Raw genomic sequence first — 16,896 nt, forward strand, 5'->3', positions numbered from 1 at the left:
ACTACTGTTTTTCGGGTTTTAAGGGAATGTCGATGGTAAAAGTTGCACCGGCCTGCGGGGAAGATTCCACCTCCATTTTGCCATCCAATAAAGCCAAGCGGGACTGAATACTTTGCAAACCAATCCCCGGGTTTTGTAGTTTTTCAGCAGGATCAAAACCTTGCCCATCGTCTTCAACTACAATATTTAATGCATCATCTTCAACGCTGAGCTGCACAATCAACTCACTGGCTTCGGCATGTCTTAAAGTATTTTTAACCAATTCCTGCACGATCCGGTAAACAGATACTGCCGTTTGGTCATCAAAGGCATAATCCAGTCCATACGGAATAAAGCTCACTTCCAACCTACCAGAGTGGTTGATGCCTTCACATAAATCTTGTAAAGCATACTCCAATCCATACTGCTGCAAAATGGCAGGCATTAGGTTGTACGAAATTTTGCGCACCTCCGTACAAGCCTCATCCAGCAGGTTGTCCGCTTTTTGATAGGATTTGACGGTGTCGATGTCTGGCCTTTCATTTTGCACGGCGTTGAATTGTAACTTCACTGTGGCCAACAAGGTCCCCAATCCATCGTGCAATTCCTGGGCAATACGTTTGCGCTCCTGTTCTTCCCCGTTAATCATGGAGCGCAATTGATCGGCCTCTCTTTGTTTCTCCAGAGCCGCCATACGTTCGGCTTGCACCTGCTTTTCAACTCCTGCACGATAGTTTCGGAACATCAAATAAGCGATCAATGCCCCAGCCAATAGTGCCCCGCCCAACAAATAATTAAGTAGGTTTTTTTGGCGCAATTCCGCCCGGTTGCGCGCTATTTCGGCCTGTTGCAAACTATCCCTCAGGGCAGCATTATCAAAGCGGGCATTCATTTCACTGATGATGCGGGTTTGTTCCAGGTTAAAAATGGAGTCTTTCAAATGTTGGTGGCGATTGGAAAAAGTATAAGCCGCATTAAAATTGCCTTGCATGGCATGGGCACGGGCCAGATTGTCCCACACGGCCAACAACTGTTCGCGACTACCTGCAGATTGAGCCAGTTCTACACAGGGTTGTAAACTGCGCAAGGCTCCGGCGGCATCCTTTACCTCTATCTGAATCCTGGCCATGTCCAGGCGGGTCTCCACTTCGCCCAGGATTTCCCCATTGGTGATTTTGGATTGCAAGGCTTTGCTAAAATAGGCTAGCGCCTTGCGGGAAGAGTCGGTCTGTTGAAATAGAACCAAAGTGCGGCCAATTTCCAGGTCGTTGCCCATACTGGAGAAGCCCTGCCGCGCTTTTTGGTACCATTGTCGGGCCTGGGCTGGGTGACCAACTTGAGCTTGATTTTCACCTAAACAACGTTGAATTTCTGCCGCTTTGAAGGTGTTGTTTTTCATCAAAGCCAGCTTCAAAGCTCGGTTGAGATAGGCATTCGAACTCTGGAGCTGATTCTGTTGCTGGTAGGCCAGACCGAGGCTGTACAAGAGTTCCATTTGCTGCAAGGAATCCTGGATCGAGATGGCTAATTTTAATGCTTTTAGCCTTTGTTCCTGTGCCTCGGGGTAATCGCCCTTTTGTTGCAGTAGCTCGGCCAGCTCCTGATAATCGGCAATCAGATTGTTCTTATCCTGGGTCTTCTTGCGCAATTGGATCAGTTCTTCCAGGTAGGCTTGAGCTTGAATGAGTGCCCCATCCTGGTTCTTGTAATTGGTAGCCAATTGGGTGAGAAAATTAATCTCCAGCGTTTTATCGGACAATTGATGGGCATAAGCCTTTCCTTTTTTTAAATAAAAATTAGCTTGGTTTAATTGGCCTTGTTGGCTGTTTACTTTTGCCCATAAGTTATAGGCACTGGCCAAAGTAGACTGATCTTGGGCTAGGTTGGCCTTTTTTTCCAATTTAGCCAATAAGGCTTCAGCATCTGGCCAGTTCCCTTCTATAAAATGTATTTCTGCGTGTTTCAACCAGGCCTGAAGCAGATGAGGGCGGTCCGCACGGGATTGGGCCCAGTTTACACAGATCTCCAGTTGATCTTTGGCTCTGGCATAGTCACCGATGTAAAAACTGGATTCAACCAGGCCAAGGCCTGCTTCGAGTTGCAATTGGTGTTGCCGCTTCAATTTTGCTTGCTGAATAGCTTTATTAAAAAACCATTGCGCGGAATCGGGTTGATCCTGCGCTAGGTAGTATTGTGCTTTTTTAATGAGTTCGGGAGTAGAAAAAGCAAGGCAGAAGTTGGGCAAAACCGCCAGAAGCAGCACATAAAGCAGCATGTTTATCCGGGCTTCTGGTCGCATCTTGATCAAAAATATAAGGTTAAAGTAGTCCGCCAGGCATTGTAGCCAGTCTGATTGCTATTTTGAACGGATTGAAAGCAATAAGCACTACGCAAGAGGATAAAATCTTTGATTTTCGCTCCTAATACCAGTGAATTCCGCAATACCGCCTGATCCCAATCGTCTGAGAATTGCAAGGTTTCTATCCGCCAGGCGGCATAGGTGCCTACCAAAAAAGGAAACTCGTATTTGGTGTCCAGCCAGGCGGAAAAAGCATTGAAGTTTTGATTTTGGGTGTATCGCTTACTCGTTGGGTTGTATTCCGGCACGCGATAAAAACCTGCGGTCAATTCACCTGACCATTCAAAATGCCCGGTTCCGAGTACAAAATCGGTGCCTACTAAGGTTTGTTGGTAGCCAGTTTGATCAACAAGTTGTTCATTCAATGGGTGGTTTTGCAAAAATTCACCAAAGCTACCCGAAAAACCTTGTTTCCAAAAGTACTTGGGTTGCAGCTTGAGGCGGGCCATTACGCCGTAATTGAGGGGATCAAAATTGAAGTTCCGGGGCAGATTGGGCGAGGCCGTAGTCAACGCAAATTCCAGGGAGCTTTTCCCCGGTTTGATGTTCCAACGGGCTTTCAAGCCATTGGAATAGCCGTTGTAGTACTGGAGGGGAATGCCCCATTCGTTGCGGCCATTGATGGGAATCTGGGTGCCATTGCCCAGGCGATCCACCTGTCCCACTTGTTCGGAGATGTTGATAAAATAGCCGTAGGCCAGCGGAACATCCACAAAAGTACGGGCAGTGGAGAGTTGCTGATTGGCAAACAAACCAAAGGGCGAAACAAAACGCCCCACCGTGAACAACCAAGGGCTTTCTTCGGGTGCCCATTGTACATTGGCTTGGGCAAGACGGACTTGATTGAATTTGAGCCCTTCGTCCCGTTCCATTTGCAAGCGAAAATTGGCACTCCATTGGGGGTTCAAACGGATTTTGGACAAGAGGTTCAATTCCAAAGGCCGCACTGCTCCACTTTTGAGATCTTTGTGTATTCCATTGAGGTAATAGTGAGAACTCATCCCACCTACCATATATTCCAGGTCAGCAATGCCGTTGATTTCTATTTGGGTTTTCTCCTGTGCAGCTAGTTTTACTAGGGTCAACAGGCACCAAAAAACAAAGCCAATTTTGCGTTTCATACCTACCGATTAAGGTTTGACCAAAGCGAGGTTTTTAGTGAACACACCACCACCTTTAATCGTGATGTTGTCTTCGATAACCCCCAAACTAAAATGGTAGACCTGCACCCGGTAATTGCCATCGGGCAAACCATCTACTTCGTAATTCCCACTGGCATTGGCTTTGGTAAAATAAGGGGTATCAAGGCTTAAAATGGAGGCGTTCATGCCACAATGGATGTCGCACTTTAGGTCAACTACGCCTACCTTTTCGATCAACTGAGGCACCGATTTTCCGGGTTGCCGACGGCCGATGTTGAAGGTAGCGCGAGGCGTCATGCTGAAAATGTTGTGCACTTCAGTATCACTGTTCAAAAACTCAACCGTGCTGCCTTTGGTGATGGGCAACACTTTGGGTACAAAGGTTTTTTCCATTTGATTCATGATGGCCCGGGGCGTTGGGCTCAATTCAGGAGTAAAATCAGTAGGGTGAAAACTCACCACGACATGCCGATTTGGGTGATTCTCCAAATCGATTTGTTTTTTCCGTGCACTTGCAGGTTCTTCTTCGCAGTATTTTTGGTTGCTGCCCCGTTTGAGCAGCGGTACATTTTCTGGAATTGCGATTTTGCCGACTACTTTACCTTTGTTGAGTGGAACATCTGCTTCCGTGTTCAGCAGCAGCGTTGCAAAAAATAAAACAGGTAGGATTCGCATCATTGTGGGTTTTTGGGTTGATTTAACAAATATACTCAACTTTCAGTCAAGCGCCAAGCAGCTAATATTTCACACTAAGAATTCGTTATCTTACGGCAAAACCTAAGTCTATGTTGCGCCATATCACGCTATTTTACCTCGTATTGGCTTCTTTTGGAGGGATAAACGCCCAGGCAAAAGTTTACGCAGCCATAGACACCTATGCCCTAAATGCACCTGTAGAAGCTTGTAAAAGCCCCGAATCTTTGGCGTATTACCTCAAAGGTACCGGAAAATTCAGCGAACAGGAGAAGGCCCGGGCCATCTATACCTGGGTGACTCACAATATTCGCTACAACCACAGCATCATCGAACAAAACCTGTTGGGCACCCGCGAAAACACGCTGATGCAACAGGCCGAAAATGTGCTGGCCCAACGCAGCGGAGTTTGTGAAGGCTATGCCAATTTGTACAAAGCCTTGGCCAATTTAATGGGCCTCAGTGCTGAAATTGTCACCGGAAAAGTCAGGAGAGAGGATGGTCAAATACCGGAAATTGGTCACGCCTGGATCGCCATCAAAATTGGGGGTGAATGGTCGCTCAGTGACCCCACCTGGGGTGCCGGGTATTACGATCCCGACGCAGGCATTCACTTCCCTCCTAGTGATGATTTGTATTTTCTGGTTCCACCTATCGACATGATCCGCGACCACTACCCTTTCGACCCCGTTTGGCAACTCAATCGTTTCCCGATGACCCAGTCACAATGGGAGAACTGGGATTTAAACTCCCCTGCGCCTAAAAATGCCAGTACACTCGCTTTCTTTTATGCTGACACTATTGCTCAAATGAGCAGGTTGGACACTTTGCAACGCACCTTGCGCACCTGTTCTCGTATCTTGCGCTTCAACCCCAACGACGACTATGCACTGACCCAGCTGGGATTAAAAATGTACGAGCAAGGTTTAGTTGCACTGGTGGATATTTATGGCAGTTTGTTTGCCCTGGAAAGTTCGCCCAAACAGGCCATTGATACATTGCGGTACAATCGCCAATTGTTGTCCATCGAGCAATACTTCACCCAAGCCTGGGCCTATTTAGGCGCCATAAAATCGAGTCGCCTGCAAATGGTGCAACAACAAGTTCAGCCCCTGGAATACATGCATGCCGAGCTTATTTTTGTACGTGGCCACATCCATTATACTTTATTGAGCCGATACAGCCGCGAAAACATCCAACAGCTCAACAATGCCAATCTTCAACTGTTCTTGCGTCGCATCAGCCTGGAATGCGAACAGGCCTCCAACTATTACCAGCAAGCCCTGGATTTGTACGCTCAGGACACTACCCAGGCCATTGTGCAAAAACGCGGCGAAATCATTTTCTTTTGGGCACGCAGCCTATACCTCAGCGCGATCAGTCACCTCAATGCTAGCGCCAACCGAGGCAACACTAGCGAAGAAACCTTAAATGGTAATCTCACGCTGATTCTGCGCGGAAAAACCAACCTGCTGAATATGAAAAAAGTCCTGGACCTGGGCAAATCCGCAGCGGTTGCAATCAGCGGGTTCAGTGAAATGGACAAGGATTATCCGTTGTTGATGGCCAAATTATTGGCCAATGAAAGCCTAACCCGCTACGATTTAATCAATCAGCGCTATCGGCTCGTTTTTGACAACCCACTGCCTTTTTTAAACAGCAACTTCAGCACTGCTTTGGAAGGCTATCGCGAAAGTGAACGCAGAGCAGTGGAGGGTTTAAAAATGATTAGCAGCAGTGGCAACAACGCTGAACGCCAAACCATCGTCCAATTCCTCAATGCCGGAGGAGGTTTGGCCAATGTTCAAATTGGTGCTTATCAGGCGCAGGTGGCCTATAAATTACACGAAAAATTGGTCAAAAATCCCAATCTGGGTCCAAAAGACAAGTCTGAAGCGCTTTTGCGCATCCAACAAGCCAAAGCCGCCTACTTGCGCGCTAAACCTTTTTTGGAACAATCCGGGTTGAGCAGTCGCAACATGTTGAATGATTTACAATCGCGAGAAAGCCGCCTGGAAGAATTAAAAAAATGGTGGGACTTGAGGTAATAGTAAGTAAAATCAAACCCAGGCCTGATTATTGTTCGTGTAGAGATTATGGGAAAAGGTTTTATCTTGCTCAGGTATGACGCAAAAATTACTTCCCGATTTTTTATGAGGCTTTTGAATAGGAAGCTCACTTGAAATGAAACGTTCGACTTCCTATTCAAAACCCAAAATCGGGAAGTCAATTTTTCTGCGTTACTAAATTCAGAAAAACTGATATCCATGTCGCCATTGCTATTTGACCTAAGTAAAAGTCCAAGTGTTGCGAGCCATTTTGTAGCAGAAATGCGCAATACCAGTACCCAAAATGATCGGATGCGTTTTCGGCGCAATATGGAACGCATCGGCGAAATTCTGGCGTATGAATTGAGCAAACATCTGCCCTACGATACCATCGAAGTGGAAACACCAATGGGAATCGCGAGCAGCAAAGCACTAGCCAAACCCATTGTTCTGGCAACCATTCTGCGCGCAGGTTTGCCCTTGCATCAAGGCCTTTTGAATTATTTTGACAGCGCGGAAAACGCCTTCGTCTCTGCTTACCGCAAACACCATAAGGACGGTACTTTTGAAATTAAGTTGGAGTATTTGTCCTGCCCTAACCTGGAGGGTAAAATCCTGGTGATCGCCGATCCGATGATGGCTACGGGTGCTTCTATGGTGATTGCGGCCAAGCAGTTGATGGAACATGGTACTCCTGCTGAGTTGCATTTTGTGACGGCCATCGCCGCAGTGCCCGGGCTGGAATATGTGCGCCGGATGTTTCCCAAAGCAGGGATTTGGATGGGGGCATTGGATGAGGAATTGACCGCAAAATCTTACATCGTGCCGGGTTTGGGTGATGCGGGGGATTTGGCGTATGGGGAGAAGGCGCAGTATTGATGGTCGTTGATAGCCATCCTCACGACCATCCCCATGATGGTGCCTCCCACGGCCATCCCCACGGCTAAAGCCATGGGTTGGATCAGTAGGGTGGCCTCCCACGGATAAATCCGTGGGTTGGCAGTGCACATCCCTCGGACATAGGGCAGTCACATAGGGCAGTCACATAGGACTGCCCCAACACACTCACACTTTCACACTCCACACCCACACTCAATCTCAAACACACACACTACATTGTTGATCGATTTTCACAACCATCATTTGTCTTCTTCACCGGATGTTTTGAGCATACGTTCATTTCATCAGCGGGAGCAGGACTTGCTTGGCCAGTGGACTTCGGCGTGTTCGGTGGGTTTGCATCCCTGGTTTGTGTCTGAAGTTGATTGGGTGCGGGATGAGCAGTGGGATTGGCTTTCAAGGGTCGCACGAGAAGAAAAGGTGTTACTATTGGGCGAATGTGGGTTGGACAAATTGCAGGGGCCTGATTTGGTCTATCAGCAATTTGTCTTTGAACATTGTTTGACTTTAGCCGAGTACTTGCAAAAACCAGTTGTCATTCATTGTGTGCGTGCCTATGAGGAGTTGTTTGCTTCCGTTCAAAAAATAAAACCTTCGGTTCCACTGATCATCCATGGCTATGCCCGGAAAGCTACAGTTTTGAAACCGCTGTTAGACCGAGATTTTTACATTTCTTATGGTGCAGCCATTCTTCAGCCCAACAGTGCAGCAGCACAAAGTTTAGCACAAACGCCGCTGGAAAAGCTTTTTCTGGAAAGCGATGATAAAATGCTGCCAATTGCCGACCTTTACGCCCGCGCCGCCCAAATCAAGGGCGTATCCATCCAGGAACTGGAAAACGCGCTGCAAAACAACTTAGACAAGCTTTTAAGGGAATCAAAAAAATGAGCACAGACAATTGGCTGATCAGAACGGAATTGTTGATTGGAACCGAAAAAATTGAAAGTTTACGCAAGGCCAAGGTTCTGGTCGTTGGATTAGGTGGTGTGGGGAGTTTTGCTGCCGAGTTTTTGTGCCGCGCTGGAGTGGGCAAAATGACCATTGTTGATGGCGACGTGGTGGATGTGAGCAACAAAAACCGCCAGTTACCTGCACTTGACTCCACCGTTGGCCAACCCAAGGCGGAAGTGATGGCGCAGCGCATGTTGGACATCAACCCAGAACTTGAGCTGACAGTCGTGCAAGCTTTTCAACAACCTGATTTTATGGAGGAATTGGTTCGAGGCGGCTTTGATTACGTCTTGGATTGTATTGACAGTTTCCAACCTAAAATCAATTTGCTGGTTCAATGCCTGGATGCCAAAGTGAACCTGATCAGCTCGATGGGCGCAGGTGGCCGGGTGGATCCATCCAAAGTAAAAATTGACGACGTTTTTCGATCTTACAATTGCCCTTTTGCCCAGCAGACCCGCAAGTTTTTGCGCCAGAGAGGCATCAAAAAGGGTTTCCCGGTGGTTTTTTCTACCGAACTCGTGATGCCCAATTCCCTGCAACTCACTTCTGGCAGCTCCTACAAAAAGTCCTACTATGGCACCATTTCCTACCTGCCGGCCTTGTTTGGCATCCATATGGCGAGTTACGTCATCCGGAAATTGAGCGGCCTGCTTTAATCTTCATCGGAATACCCTCCCAACAAACGGCTGATATTGAACCAACTTTGGAAGTATGGGCCAAAGTATGGAATAATGGTTCGGTAACTTTGTACTGCCCCCATAAACCCAACCACCCACAAGAAGAAGCACAAAATAAGGCCAAGCAACCAAAGCAGAAAGCCAAGGTACGGGATGGTGCTCAAGAACAACAATATGGCCAAGGTTAGGTAAATTCCTCCTGCTTGCCGAAGGTGAAAAGCGGGATACTCTTCCTTGCGGATAATATGAATCACAAAAGCCAATACCCACCCGATCGGCGTGAGATAAGCAAGTACACCAGTTAGTGCAGCTAATGTAGTAATCGAATGACTTCGATGGTCCATGAACGATTGTATTTGGTGATTTTGGGGTTGTAATTAGTTTTCAAGGCGCAAATATACCGGATATTTTGTAGTCCAATGCGCTAATCCATTCAAGAATCTACAAAATTAAATTTCGCGTCTTGCCTCCTTTCAAAATTTACTCCCTAAATTGGTTTACAAACCTAACCTAATGCCTAATAATATAAGGAAGGCAGAATAAAACCCTTTTTCGATCAAAAAAAGACCTTGGTCGGATAAATATACACTTTGGTCGATAATTTCAACAATTTCGTCGATGCCATATCGAGCTTCGGTCGACCATTTGGGTTAGGCCATTGTTTTTGTCGATCAGAAGGGGGCACCTTTGCGTTGTATTTGAGGATCTAAACACATAAATCAGTCCTAGACCCAAATTTAATTTTTATCGCAATCCCTGACAACATGAAAAGCAAAATCAAATTTGGATTTTCAACGCTGCTGGCCATGGCCATTTCTATGAATTTTGCCCTGGCCCAACAATCCAACCAACCAGAAAAACCAAATGCTACCAGTGCTTCGGAAGAATACCAAACTTTGAAAAAAGATTGGAACAGCTTCCAGGCTAAGGCTGAAACCAAAGCGGTTGACCCTGCTCAAAAACCAGCATTGGAAAAAGAGTACAATGGCCTGGTAGAACGACTGGAGTACATTTGTGAAGGCATCAAACCTGCCCCCGCCAAAGCTCCGGTAAAAGTAGCCACTTCTACTATGCCAAGTGACAAACCCAAAAAAGAACAAGTTTCAGCAATGAAATAATGCTTCCTTTTGGGGTCCCTGCTCCGACCTGCTTGAAAGGGCACAAAGATCATTCAAAAAGTCAATTCACCAGACTTTAACAATTTCCTGGTTTTTAATGATCTTTGTGCCCCACCCAGGAATAAGCTCCTGGGCTGACCATCAACTCATGCGCGAACGCTACCTCATTATTGCTGCCTTTGCCACGGTATACCTCGTGTGGGGCTCCACCTATTTGGTCAACTACCTGGCCATTCTCGAAATTCCACCTTTTTTGATGTCGGGCACTCGCTTTTTGACGGCGGGACTGCTCTTGTTTGGCGTAGCCGCCTTGCGCAAAATCCCTCTGCCTACCCTGGCACAATGGAGAAACGCAGCCTGGATCGGTCTGATGTTCATGGCCCTGGGCACCGGTTTGGTGGTCTGGGCTGAACAATGGGTGGACAGTGGTATGGCCGCGCTATTGGTATCTTTCGAGCCCTTAATTGTCGTGCTGCTTTTGTGGGTGATGCGTGGCAAAAGCCCACAATTGCATAGTTTACTGGGAGTAGCTTTGGGTGTATTGGGAATGTTTTTATTGGTTGGACAACCCCAAATCGCGGCAGATCGCGACACCCTTATTGGCGTAGGTGTTATTGCAATGTCCCTTTTCGCCTGGGGTTATGCTTCAATTTACATCGGGCAGGCGAATTTACCCAAGTCCAAAATGCAATCGGCAGGTATGCAGATGACCTGTGGAGGCATTTGGTTATTGATCATGAGTTTGATTTTTGGCGATTACAAGCAATTCGAGTGGGAAAACCTGACTGCCCAGGGTATTTTTTCCTTTTTTTACCTGATCGTGATGGGCTCCCTGATCGCTTTTTCGGCCTTTAATTATTTGTTGACCAAAGTATCACCTGAAAAAGTAGCCACTACCAATTATGTCAACCCTGTCGTGGCCATGTTCCTTGGCTGGAGTTTGAACAACGAACAAGTGACCACCCGCTCCCTGATCGCTGCGGCGATTATGCTCACCGGGGTGTTTTTTATCAATGCGAATTTTGGAAAAAAGCAGGATTAGCTCCCCTTTTTTGCTTACACTTGTTGGACTTTCTGTTCATAAAGTCTACTACTTAAAACCTACCTACATGCGCATCAGATACCAAACACTGAGTGGCATTGTGCTGCTCTTTGCTGTCAGCCTACAAGCTCAAATCCAGTGCTGGACTACTCACCCGGCCACCCAACAATTTTTACAACAATCTACCATTGCGGCCAGCCCAGCTCAGGGCAGCGAAACCCTGCCCACCATTTTTATTGATGGCCTCAAAACCTATCAATCCATGGATGGATTTGGTTGTACCCTCACTGGGGGCAGTACCCAGTTGTTGGCAAAAATGAGTGCCGAAAAACGTACGGCTTTGCTTAAAGAATTATTCGATCCCAGAGCCCCTGGCAGTATCGGAATCAGCTACCTGCGCATCAGCGTGGGGGCTTCGGACCTGAGTGATCATGTTTTTTCTTACAATGATTTGCCAGAGGGGCAAACGGATCCGCTCCTGCAAAAATTCAGCCTGGAGCCCGAGCGCAAAGACTTTTTGCCGATGCTCAAAGAAATCCTACGCGTCAATCCGGCTATCAAAATCATGGGTTCACCCTGGTCGCCACCCACCTGGATGAAAAGCAATGGCAACTCCAAAGGCGGCAGCCTCAAACCTGAATACTACGGAGCCTACGCACTCTACCTGGTCAAATACATCAAGGCCATGCAAGCGGAAGGCATTACCATCGACGCCCTCACTGTGCAAAACGAACCCTTACATCCCGGCAATAACCCCTCTTTGCTGATGTACCCACACGAACAGGCGAATTTTGTCAAAAACCACCTGGGGCCGGCTTTTGTCAAAAACGGCATCAAAACCAAAATCATCATTTACGACCACAACGCGGATCGCCCGGATTATCCCATTGCCATTTTGAATGATCTGGTGGCCAAAAAATTCATCGATGGTTCGGCATTTCACTTGTACGGCGGCCCGATTGAGGCGCTATCGGAAGTACATGCGGCCCATCCTGATAAAAACCTCTACTTCACTGAGCAGTGGATCGGTTCTCCCGGAAATATGGAGGGGGACCTCAAATGGCACATCAAAAACCTGATGATTGGCGCCCCCCGCAACTGGGCCAAAACCGTACTGGAATGGAACCTGGCCGCCGATCCGCAGCAGAATCCGCACACGGATGGGGGTTGCACTGAATGTTTGGGAGCCATTACGCTGGATCAGGATAAGGTAACCCGCAATCCGGCCTACTACATCATGGCCCATGCTTCCAAATTTGTAAAGCCCGGGGCGAAACGGATTTTTTCGAACAATACCTTGTCACTGGCGAATGTGGCTTTTAAAAATCCGGATGGAAAAACGGTGCTGCTGGTCGTGAATGACAGTGGGAAGGCAGAGACTTTCAGGGTGAATGTGGGGGTGAAGGGTTTTACTCATACGCTGGCGGCAGGGGCAGTGGCGACGCTGGTATGGTGATTGGGATAGCTTCCAAAGCGACATGATTTTCGCAAAGAAAACACAAAGAAACACAAAGGACACAAAGTTAGGCTTTGACAACGCTTCGCTTTGTGTCCTCTTTTTTTCCTTTGTGATTAAGAAATATCGCTTTTGTAATGCTTTAAGAAATTTGAGATGACTCATGTTTTTTACGCAAAATTCAACTCAATTCTGCGCCACCCTCGCCATGTTGAAATAATTGTAATCCGTCATCGGCGCATCCGTCAGCCCGAGCACCCGCCCGATCGTAACGGCCTGCCCTCGGTGATAAGTACTGTGATTGAACACATGCTGGAGGAATTCAAAACGGGGCATTTCGCCTGACACCCAAGGCGTATCCAAATGTACCTTTTGCAATAGATCAGCTTCCGAAAGCCCACTGACATAGTGGTGCAAAACCTGCGACTCAATGATGAGCCCCGCACAAACCTCGTCAACTTCCAAGTCTTGATTGCCGTACCGACTGCCATTCAGCGCTTCTTCCGCAACCACCGAATGCCAAAATTCTTCTACCGCCCAAATGTGGTTCAATGTTTTTAAAATGCTGGGGAAACTGGAAGGAACTTCGGCCTGAAAAATGTCTTGAGGTTTGGTTTTGAGCCAGTTGACCAGTCTCTCATTGGCCCATAAATTGTACTCCGCGTAATTGGTGATCAAGTGTTGTAAATTCATTGCTGTTGATGTTTGAATGTACCTCAAAGGTAAGGGTGGGCTGTGTCAACGGTATGTCAGGGGTAGAAACGCGATGGTGATTTTTTTAAAATAAACTCAGGTAAATAAAAAATGGGCGAAAAACTTTAGTCATCCCGAATTTTACAAATATCACAATGAAAAAATGAGCACAAAGGACACAAAGGCGCACAAAGGACACAAAGACGCGATTTTGACAAAGCAATACGCCTGAAATTTATCTTATTTTGGATGTAAAGCCTTGTCAACGTCTCACCTTTGTGTCCTCTGTGCGCCTTTGTGTCCTTTGTGCTAAAAAAATGTCGTTGTGGTCTTAAATAACCACGATGCTTACTTCATCCCTGGAACTCCCATTGGCTGCGCCACATTCCACTCCGGTGCCGGAGCAGCCTGTACCTTTGGATACACCTCATTCAACGAATCCCCCTCATACAAGCGGCCATTTTTCATGACGTACTTGATGGTATTGGTGTTGCGAATGTTCTCCAGTGGGTTTTTGTCCAAAATGAGCAAGTCCGCCAGTTTTCCAGTTTCCAGCGAGCCCAGGTCTTTGCTCAGACCAATCGCCTGTGCACCCAGAATGGTTGCCACCCGCAGTGCATCGTGGGTTTTCATGCCCCCGGATTGTACAGCCCATAGTTCCCAGTGATAGCCCAAACCTTGCAACTGACCGTGCGAGCCAATCCCGGCAATGCCTCCAGCTTCCACCAAGGCTTTGGCAAACTCGGCGTGGCGGCGGAAAATGTGTTCCTCTGGCAAAAACCATCCTGGCCGACGCCGTGCTTTTTCATCCAATTCTGCCTTTGGTGTAAAATGATTGAGTTTTTTATCACCCACCACATTTTCCGTGGCGTAGTAATAGTTTTCCGCCCAAGGGCCACCGTAGGCCACCAGTAAAGTTGGGGTATACGACATCTTGGATTCAGCCACCAACTTAATCACATCCTTATAAATGGGGTAAATCGGGAATGCGTGCTCATGCCCCGAGTAACCATCCAGCAACTGGCTCATGTTGAGTTTAAAATCCAAACCACCTTCAGTAGTCGGCATCAAACCCTGCTCCTTGGCCGCCTGGATCACCCACTGGCGGTGCTGGCGATTGCCCGTCAGGTACATTTTGATGGTCTTGGTATTGTAGTACTCAGAGTATTGTTTGAGTACGTTGCGGGTCTGCTCCAAACTTTCCAGGCGATAGGCCCAATAACCGACACCGGGGCCAGTGGAATAAATCCGTGGACCCAGGATTTGGCCACTTTCCACCATGTCGCCGTAAGTAAGTACGTCGGTGGTGGCGGTTTGTGGGTCACGTGTGGTGGTTACACCGTAAGCGAGGTTGGCATTGTACATCCAGGCCTGGCTTTTGTGCAAACCCCAATAAGGCCACATGTGCGCGTGGGTATCCACAAAGCCGGGAACGATGGTTTTGCCAGCCATGTCCATCACCTTGGCGCCAGCCGGAGCTTTGATAGAGCCCGCTTTGCCAACCGACTTGATGCGGTTGTTTTCGATCAGGATATCCCCCTTTTCAAAGACTTCGGTGCCTTTCATGGTGATGATGCGGGCATTGCGCAGCAGGACTACTCCTGTTGGCACGTCGCGGGGAACGGTAACTTTTACCCGAATTTCTCCGGCTTTGTAGGACTTGTCTTCCTCTTTCTTTTCGTCCTTTTTCTCTTCCGGCTTTTTGCCTTCCGCTTCGGCTTTGGCTTTTTCCTTTTCCTGGGCCTTCTTTTCTGCTTTCAACTGGTCTTCAACCAATTTGGCCTGGGCCAGGTCATAGGAGAAATAAGCATTGCCAATCGACCAGTTTACCCGTTTGGCATCAGCTGTCCAGTGGGGGAATTGGCCGCCGATGGTGGTCAATTTGCGAGCAGGGAATTGGGCACTTTCTGCTTTCGCTACCGAAATATTCGGCACTTCGCCCCCGGTTTTAGGGACTGTTACCACATAAATTTCATTGTTGATCTGCACCAGCGCCTGTTCGCCTTCGGGGGCCATGGTGATCAGTTCTGCTTCCGATGGTTTAGGGGTTGGCTCCGTTTCGCTGTGGATCATCAGGCAATGGGTATGCCCCAGTTCAGCCGGATAAGTGGTGATGCCACTCACTTTGAGGTGTACTTTTTCATCGGTACCGTCCCAACGGATGGAGACCAAACCTTTGGTTCCGCTGAACAAATAAATGCGTTCATCAGCCTTCACGAAGTGAGGATTGCCTCGGCCATTGGCATTTTCGATGCGGGTAACCTCGCCGCCATCGGCGCTAATCCAGCCCAGGTTGGCCGCTGCTCCGGAAAAGAAGGGGCTGTAGGCGTCTTCAAAAACCTGGGAAGGACCATAGGTGAACACAATGCGCTTGGTTTTGGCATCCCAGGCCAGGTCGGAATAGATCGCTCCAGATCGGGTTAGCTTGGTAGGGGCACCGCCACCCGCGTTCACCTTATAGATATGCCCTTCCTTGTTTTCCCAGGTAACGTAAGCAATGCTGTTGCCATCGGGCGACCATACGGGCATGGCTTCGGTGAAGTTGGATGTAGTCAACCTTTTGGCCGTCCCCGCCGGATAATCCATCACATACAGCCGATTGAGTACGGTAAAGGCCAGTTTTTTGCCATCAGGCGAAATTTTTGGATCGCGAATTTGATTGGCGATCATCGTTTTTTCATCCGAAATCGGGAAATCAAATTTTACCGCCGGGCCCATGCCAATTTCGGCATCCACTTCAAACGGAATGTTCACCGCATCCCCACCATCGATGGGCAATTTCCAGATTTTACCGCCATAAGAAGCGATAACGAATTTGGAGTCAGGCGTAAAAGACATCGCCGGATAAACCCCCAATGGGGCAATCGACTCCTGCTCATCACGCTGAACCGGATAAGCCAACCAGGCTTCTTCACCAGTGAGCAGGTTGCGCTTCACCAGGCCGGTTTGTTCGTTGAACCGGGTGCCGTATACCAACCATTTGCCATCGGCGGAAAGTGTTGGAGTAAAGGCGGAACCTACTCTTTCGGTGCGGGTTTCCACCTGCCCGGTTTCCCGATCATAAGTCGCCAATTGGTATTGGGGCAAAATGGCATTGTAGTTCCAGGCTCCGGTGCGGCGAGAAAACCAGATGTAGCGACTGTCTTTGCCAAAGGCCTGTTCGATGCATTTTAAAGTTTCGGGTGTTTTGATCAGTTGGGTACCTCCTCCCCCATCTTTGTGGAACATAAATAGTTTCAGGTTGCGCCCACCCTTGGATACAATCAGGTAATTGCCGTCGGGCGTCCATTCCACCGATTGGTAGTTTTGGTCGCTGTCTTTGGTGACTTGTACGGTGTCCTGTTTTTCAAAATCGATGTACCAGGCATTTTCGGAGCCACTGCGGTCGGAGGTGAAGGCGATTTTTTTACCATCGGGGCTCCAGCGAGGATGGGTGTCGTAAGCCATACCATTGGTCAGCTGTTTGGCTTTGCCACCGGCGATGGGAATGCTGTAAATGTCGCCCATGAGGTCAAAAGCGATGCTTTGGCCATCCGGGCTGACGTCGAGCGACATCCAGGTGCCTTCCGTAACCTGGAGTTTGATTTTGCGCTCGGGCTCCAGGGGTAAAGGTTTTTTGGAGTCTTTTTTAACGGCCACTTTGCTCGTGTCCTTTTTGGCTCCGGTTTCTTGTGCCTGCACTGCACTGAACCCCAGGCTGAGTAGCCCCAGCAAGAGGGTAAATCGGGTGATGTAATTTGGTTTCATGTGTTGAATCAGTGTTTTAGACTTTATGAACAAAAGGTTGCTCGGCCAGAACTGGGTCTTTTTGGCCTGCTTTTCGGCTATTTTTTCG

13 protein-coding genes are annotated in these 16,896 nt (G+C 48.1%); 7 read left to right on the top strand and 6 right to left on the bottom strand.

Annotated features, from left to right (window positions below):
* Position 1: 1 nt before the first annotated feature.
* Genes ACO08K_RS01440 through ACO08K_RS01450 form a run of 3 tightly spaced genes read right to left on the bottom strand, consistent with a single transcriptional unit; the run spans position 2 to position 4,158 of the window.
* Positions 2 to 2,278: a tetratricopeptide repeat-containing sensor histidine kinase gene (locus ACO08K_RS01440; protein ID WP_421794932.1), complete on the bottom strand. Its 2,277-nt coding sequence runs from the start codon at positions 2,276 to 2,278 to the stop codon at positions 2 to 4.
* A 5-nt stretch (positions 2,279 to 2,283) separates the two neighbouring features.
* Positions 2,284 to 3,459, bottom strand: coding sequence for a hypothetical protein (locus ACO08K_RS01445; protein ID WP_421794605.1), 1,176 nt, complete (start codon positions 3,457 to 3,459; stop codon positions 2,284 to 2,286).
* A gap of 9 nt (positions 3,460 to 3,468) precedes the next feature.
* A complete protein-coding gene (locus ACO08K_RS01450) occupies positions 3,469 to 4,158 on the bottom strand; it encodes a hypothetical protein (protein WP_421794606.1) in 690 nt (229 codons plus the stop codon).
* Between the two features lie 107 nt (positions 4,159 to 4,265).
* On the opposite strand from ACO08K_RS01450, the gene ACO08K_RS01455 reads away from it, so the two are divergent.
* The 4 genes from ACO08K_RS01455 to ACO08K_RS01470 all read left to right on the top strand — a co-directional run bounded on the left by ACO08K_RS01455 (position 4,266) and on the right by ACO08K_RS01470 (position 8,731).
* Positions 4,266 to 6,221 carry a transglutaminase domain-containing protein gene (locus ACO08K_RS01455; protein ID WP_421794607.1) on the top strand — a complete coding sequence of 652 codons (1,956 nt, stop codon included), beginning with the start codon at positions 4,266 to 4,268 and terminating at the stop codon, positions 6,219 to 6,221.
* Between the two features lie 228 nt (positions 6,222 to 6,449).
* Positions 6,450 to 7,100 carry a uracil phosphoribosyltransferase gene (upp, locus tag ACO08K_RS01460; RefSeq protein WP_421794933.1) on the top strand — a complete coding sequence of 217 codons (651 nt, stop codon included), beginning with the start codon at positions 6,450 to 6,452 and terminating at the stop codon, positions 7,098 to 7,100.
* A gap of 285 nt (positions 7,101 to 7,385) precedes the next feature.
* Positions 7,386 to 8,009: a TatD family hydrolase gene (locus ACO08K_RS01465; protein WP_421794608.1), complete on the top strand. Its 624-nt coding sequence runs from the start codon at positions 7,386 to 7,388 to the stop codon at positions 8,007 to 8,009.
* Entirely contained in the window at positions 8,006 to 8,731 is a 726-nt protein-coding gene (locus tag ACO08K_RS01470; RefSeq protein ID WP_421794609.1) for a tRNA threonylcarbamoyladenosine dehydratase, read from the top strand. Before ACO08K_RS01465 ends, ACO08K_RS01470 begins: the two co-directional genes overlap by 4 nt.
* Here ACO08K_RS01470 and ACO08K_RS01475 read toward each other — a convergent pair.
* On the bottom strand, positions 8,728 to 9,096 hold the full coding sequence (locus tag ACO08K_RS01475; RefSeq protein ID WP_421794610.1) for a hypothetical protein: 369 nt from the start codon (positions 9,094 to 9,096) through the stop codon (positions 8,728 to 8,730). The two genes, ACO08K_RS01470 and ACO08K_RS01475, sit on opposite strands and share 4 nt — an antisense overlap.
* A 420-nt stretch (positions 9,097 to 9,516) precedes the next feature.
* Between ACO08K_RS01475 and ACO08K_RS01480 the strand changes: the two genes are divergently transcribed.
* From ACO08K_RS01480 to ACO08K_RS01490, 3 genes are all read left to right on the top strand, one after another.
* Positions 9,517 to 9,870 (top strand): hypothetical protein, encoded by a 354-nt coding sequence (locus ACO08K_RS01480; protein ID WP_421794611.1) that lies wholly within the window; start codon positions 9,517 to 9,519, stop codon positions 9,868 to 9,870.
* A gap of 148 nt (positions 9,871 to 10,018) precedes the next feature.
* Entirely contained in the window at positions 10,019 to 10,912 is an 894-nt protein-coding gene (locus tag ACO08K_RS01485; protein WP_421794612.1) for an EamA family transporter, read from the top strand.
* Positions 10,913 to 10,979: 67 nt separating this feature from the next.
* Complete coding sequence (locus tag ACO08K_RS01490; RefSeq protein WP_421794613.1) at positions 10,980 to 12,368, top strand: glycoside hydrolase family 30 protein; 1,389 nt, start codon at positions 10,980 to 10,982, stop codon at positions 12,366 to 12,368.
* A 186-nt stretch (positions 12,369 to 12,554) separates the two neighbouring features.
* On the opposite strand, the gene ACO08K_RS01495 is transcribed toward ACO08K_RS01490, so the two are convergent.
* Both ACO08K_RS01495 and ACO08K_RS01500 read right to left on the bottom strand, forming a co-directional pair.
* Positions 12,555 to 13,061 carry a DinB family protein gene (locus tag ACO08K_RS01495; protein WP_421794614.1) on the bottom strand — a complete coding sequence of 169 codons (507 nt, stop codon included), beginning with the start codon at positions 13,059 to 13,061 and terminating at the stop codon, positions 12,555 to 12,557.
* Between the two features lie 348 nt (positions 13,062 to 13,409).
* Positions 13,410 to 16,808, bottom strand: a complete 3,399-nt coding sequence (locus tag ACO08K_RS01500) for an amidohydrolase family protein (RefSeq protein ID WP_421794615.1) — start codon at positions 16,806 to 16,808, stop codon at positions 13,410 to 13,412.
* Positions 16,809 to 16,896: the final 88 nt, after the last annotated feature.

The organism is Haliscomenobacter sp. (genome assembly GCF_965225875.1).
Classification (GTDB): Bacteria; Bacteroidota; Bacteroidia; order Chitinophagales; family Saprospiraceae; genus Haliscomenobacter.

Coding starts and splice junctions, on each gene's coding strand:
- ACO08K_RS01475 (WP_421794610.1), bottom strand. CDS start 9,096: ATGGACCATCGAAGTCATTCGATTACTACATTAGCTGCACTAACTGGT.
- ACO08K_RS01470 (WP_421794609.1), top strand. CDS start 8,006: ATGAGCACAGACAATTGGCTGATCAGAACGGAATTGTTGATTGGAACC.
- ACO08K_RS01485 (WP_421794612.1), top strand. CDS start 10,019: ATGCGCGAACGCTACCTCATTATTGCTGCCTTTGCCACGGTATACCTC.
- ACO08K_RS01455 (WP_421794607.1), top strand. CDS start 4,266: ATGTTGCGCCATATCACGCTATTTTACCTCGTATTGGCTTCTTTTGGA.
- ACO08K_RS01490 (WP_421794613.1), top strand. CDS start 10,980: ATGCGCATCAGATACCAAACACTGAGTGGCATTGTGCTGCTCTTTGCT.
- ACO08K_RS01440 (WP_421794932.1), bottom strand. CDS start 2,278: ATGCGACCAGAAGCCCGGATAAACATGCTGCTTTATGTGCTGCTTCTG.
- ACO08K_RS01500 (WP_421794615.1), bottom strand. CDS start 16,808: ATGAAACCAAATTACATCACCCGATTTACCCTCTTGCTGGGGCTACTC.
- ACO08K_RS01480 (WP_421794611.1), top strand. CDS start 9,517: ATGAAAAGCAAAATCAAATTTGGATTTTCAACGCTGCTGGCCATGGCC.
- ACO08K_RS01450 (WP_421794606.1), bottom strand. CDS start 4,158: ATGATGCGAATCCTACCTGTTTTATTTTTTGCAACGCTGCTGCTGAAC.
- ACO08K_RS01495 (WP_421794614.1), bottom strand. CDS start 13,061: ATGAATTTACAACACTTGATCACCAATTACGCGGAGTACAATTTATGG.
- ACO08K_RS01445 (WP_421794605.1), bottom strand. CDS start 3,459: ATGAAACGCAAAATTGGCTTTGTTTTTTGGTGCCTGTTGACCCTAGTA.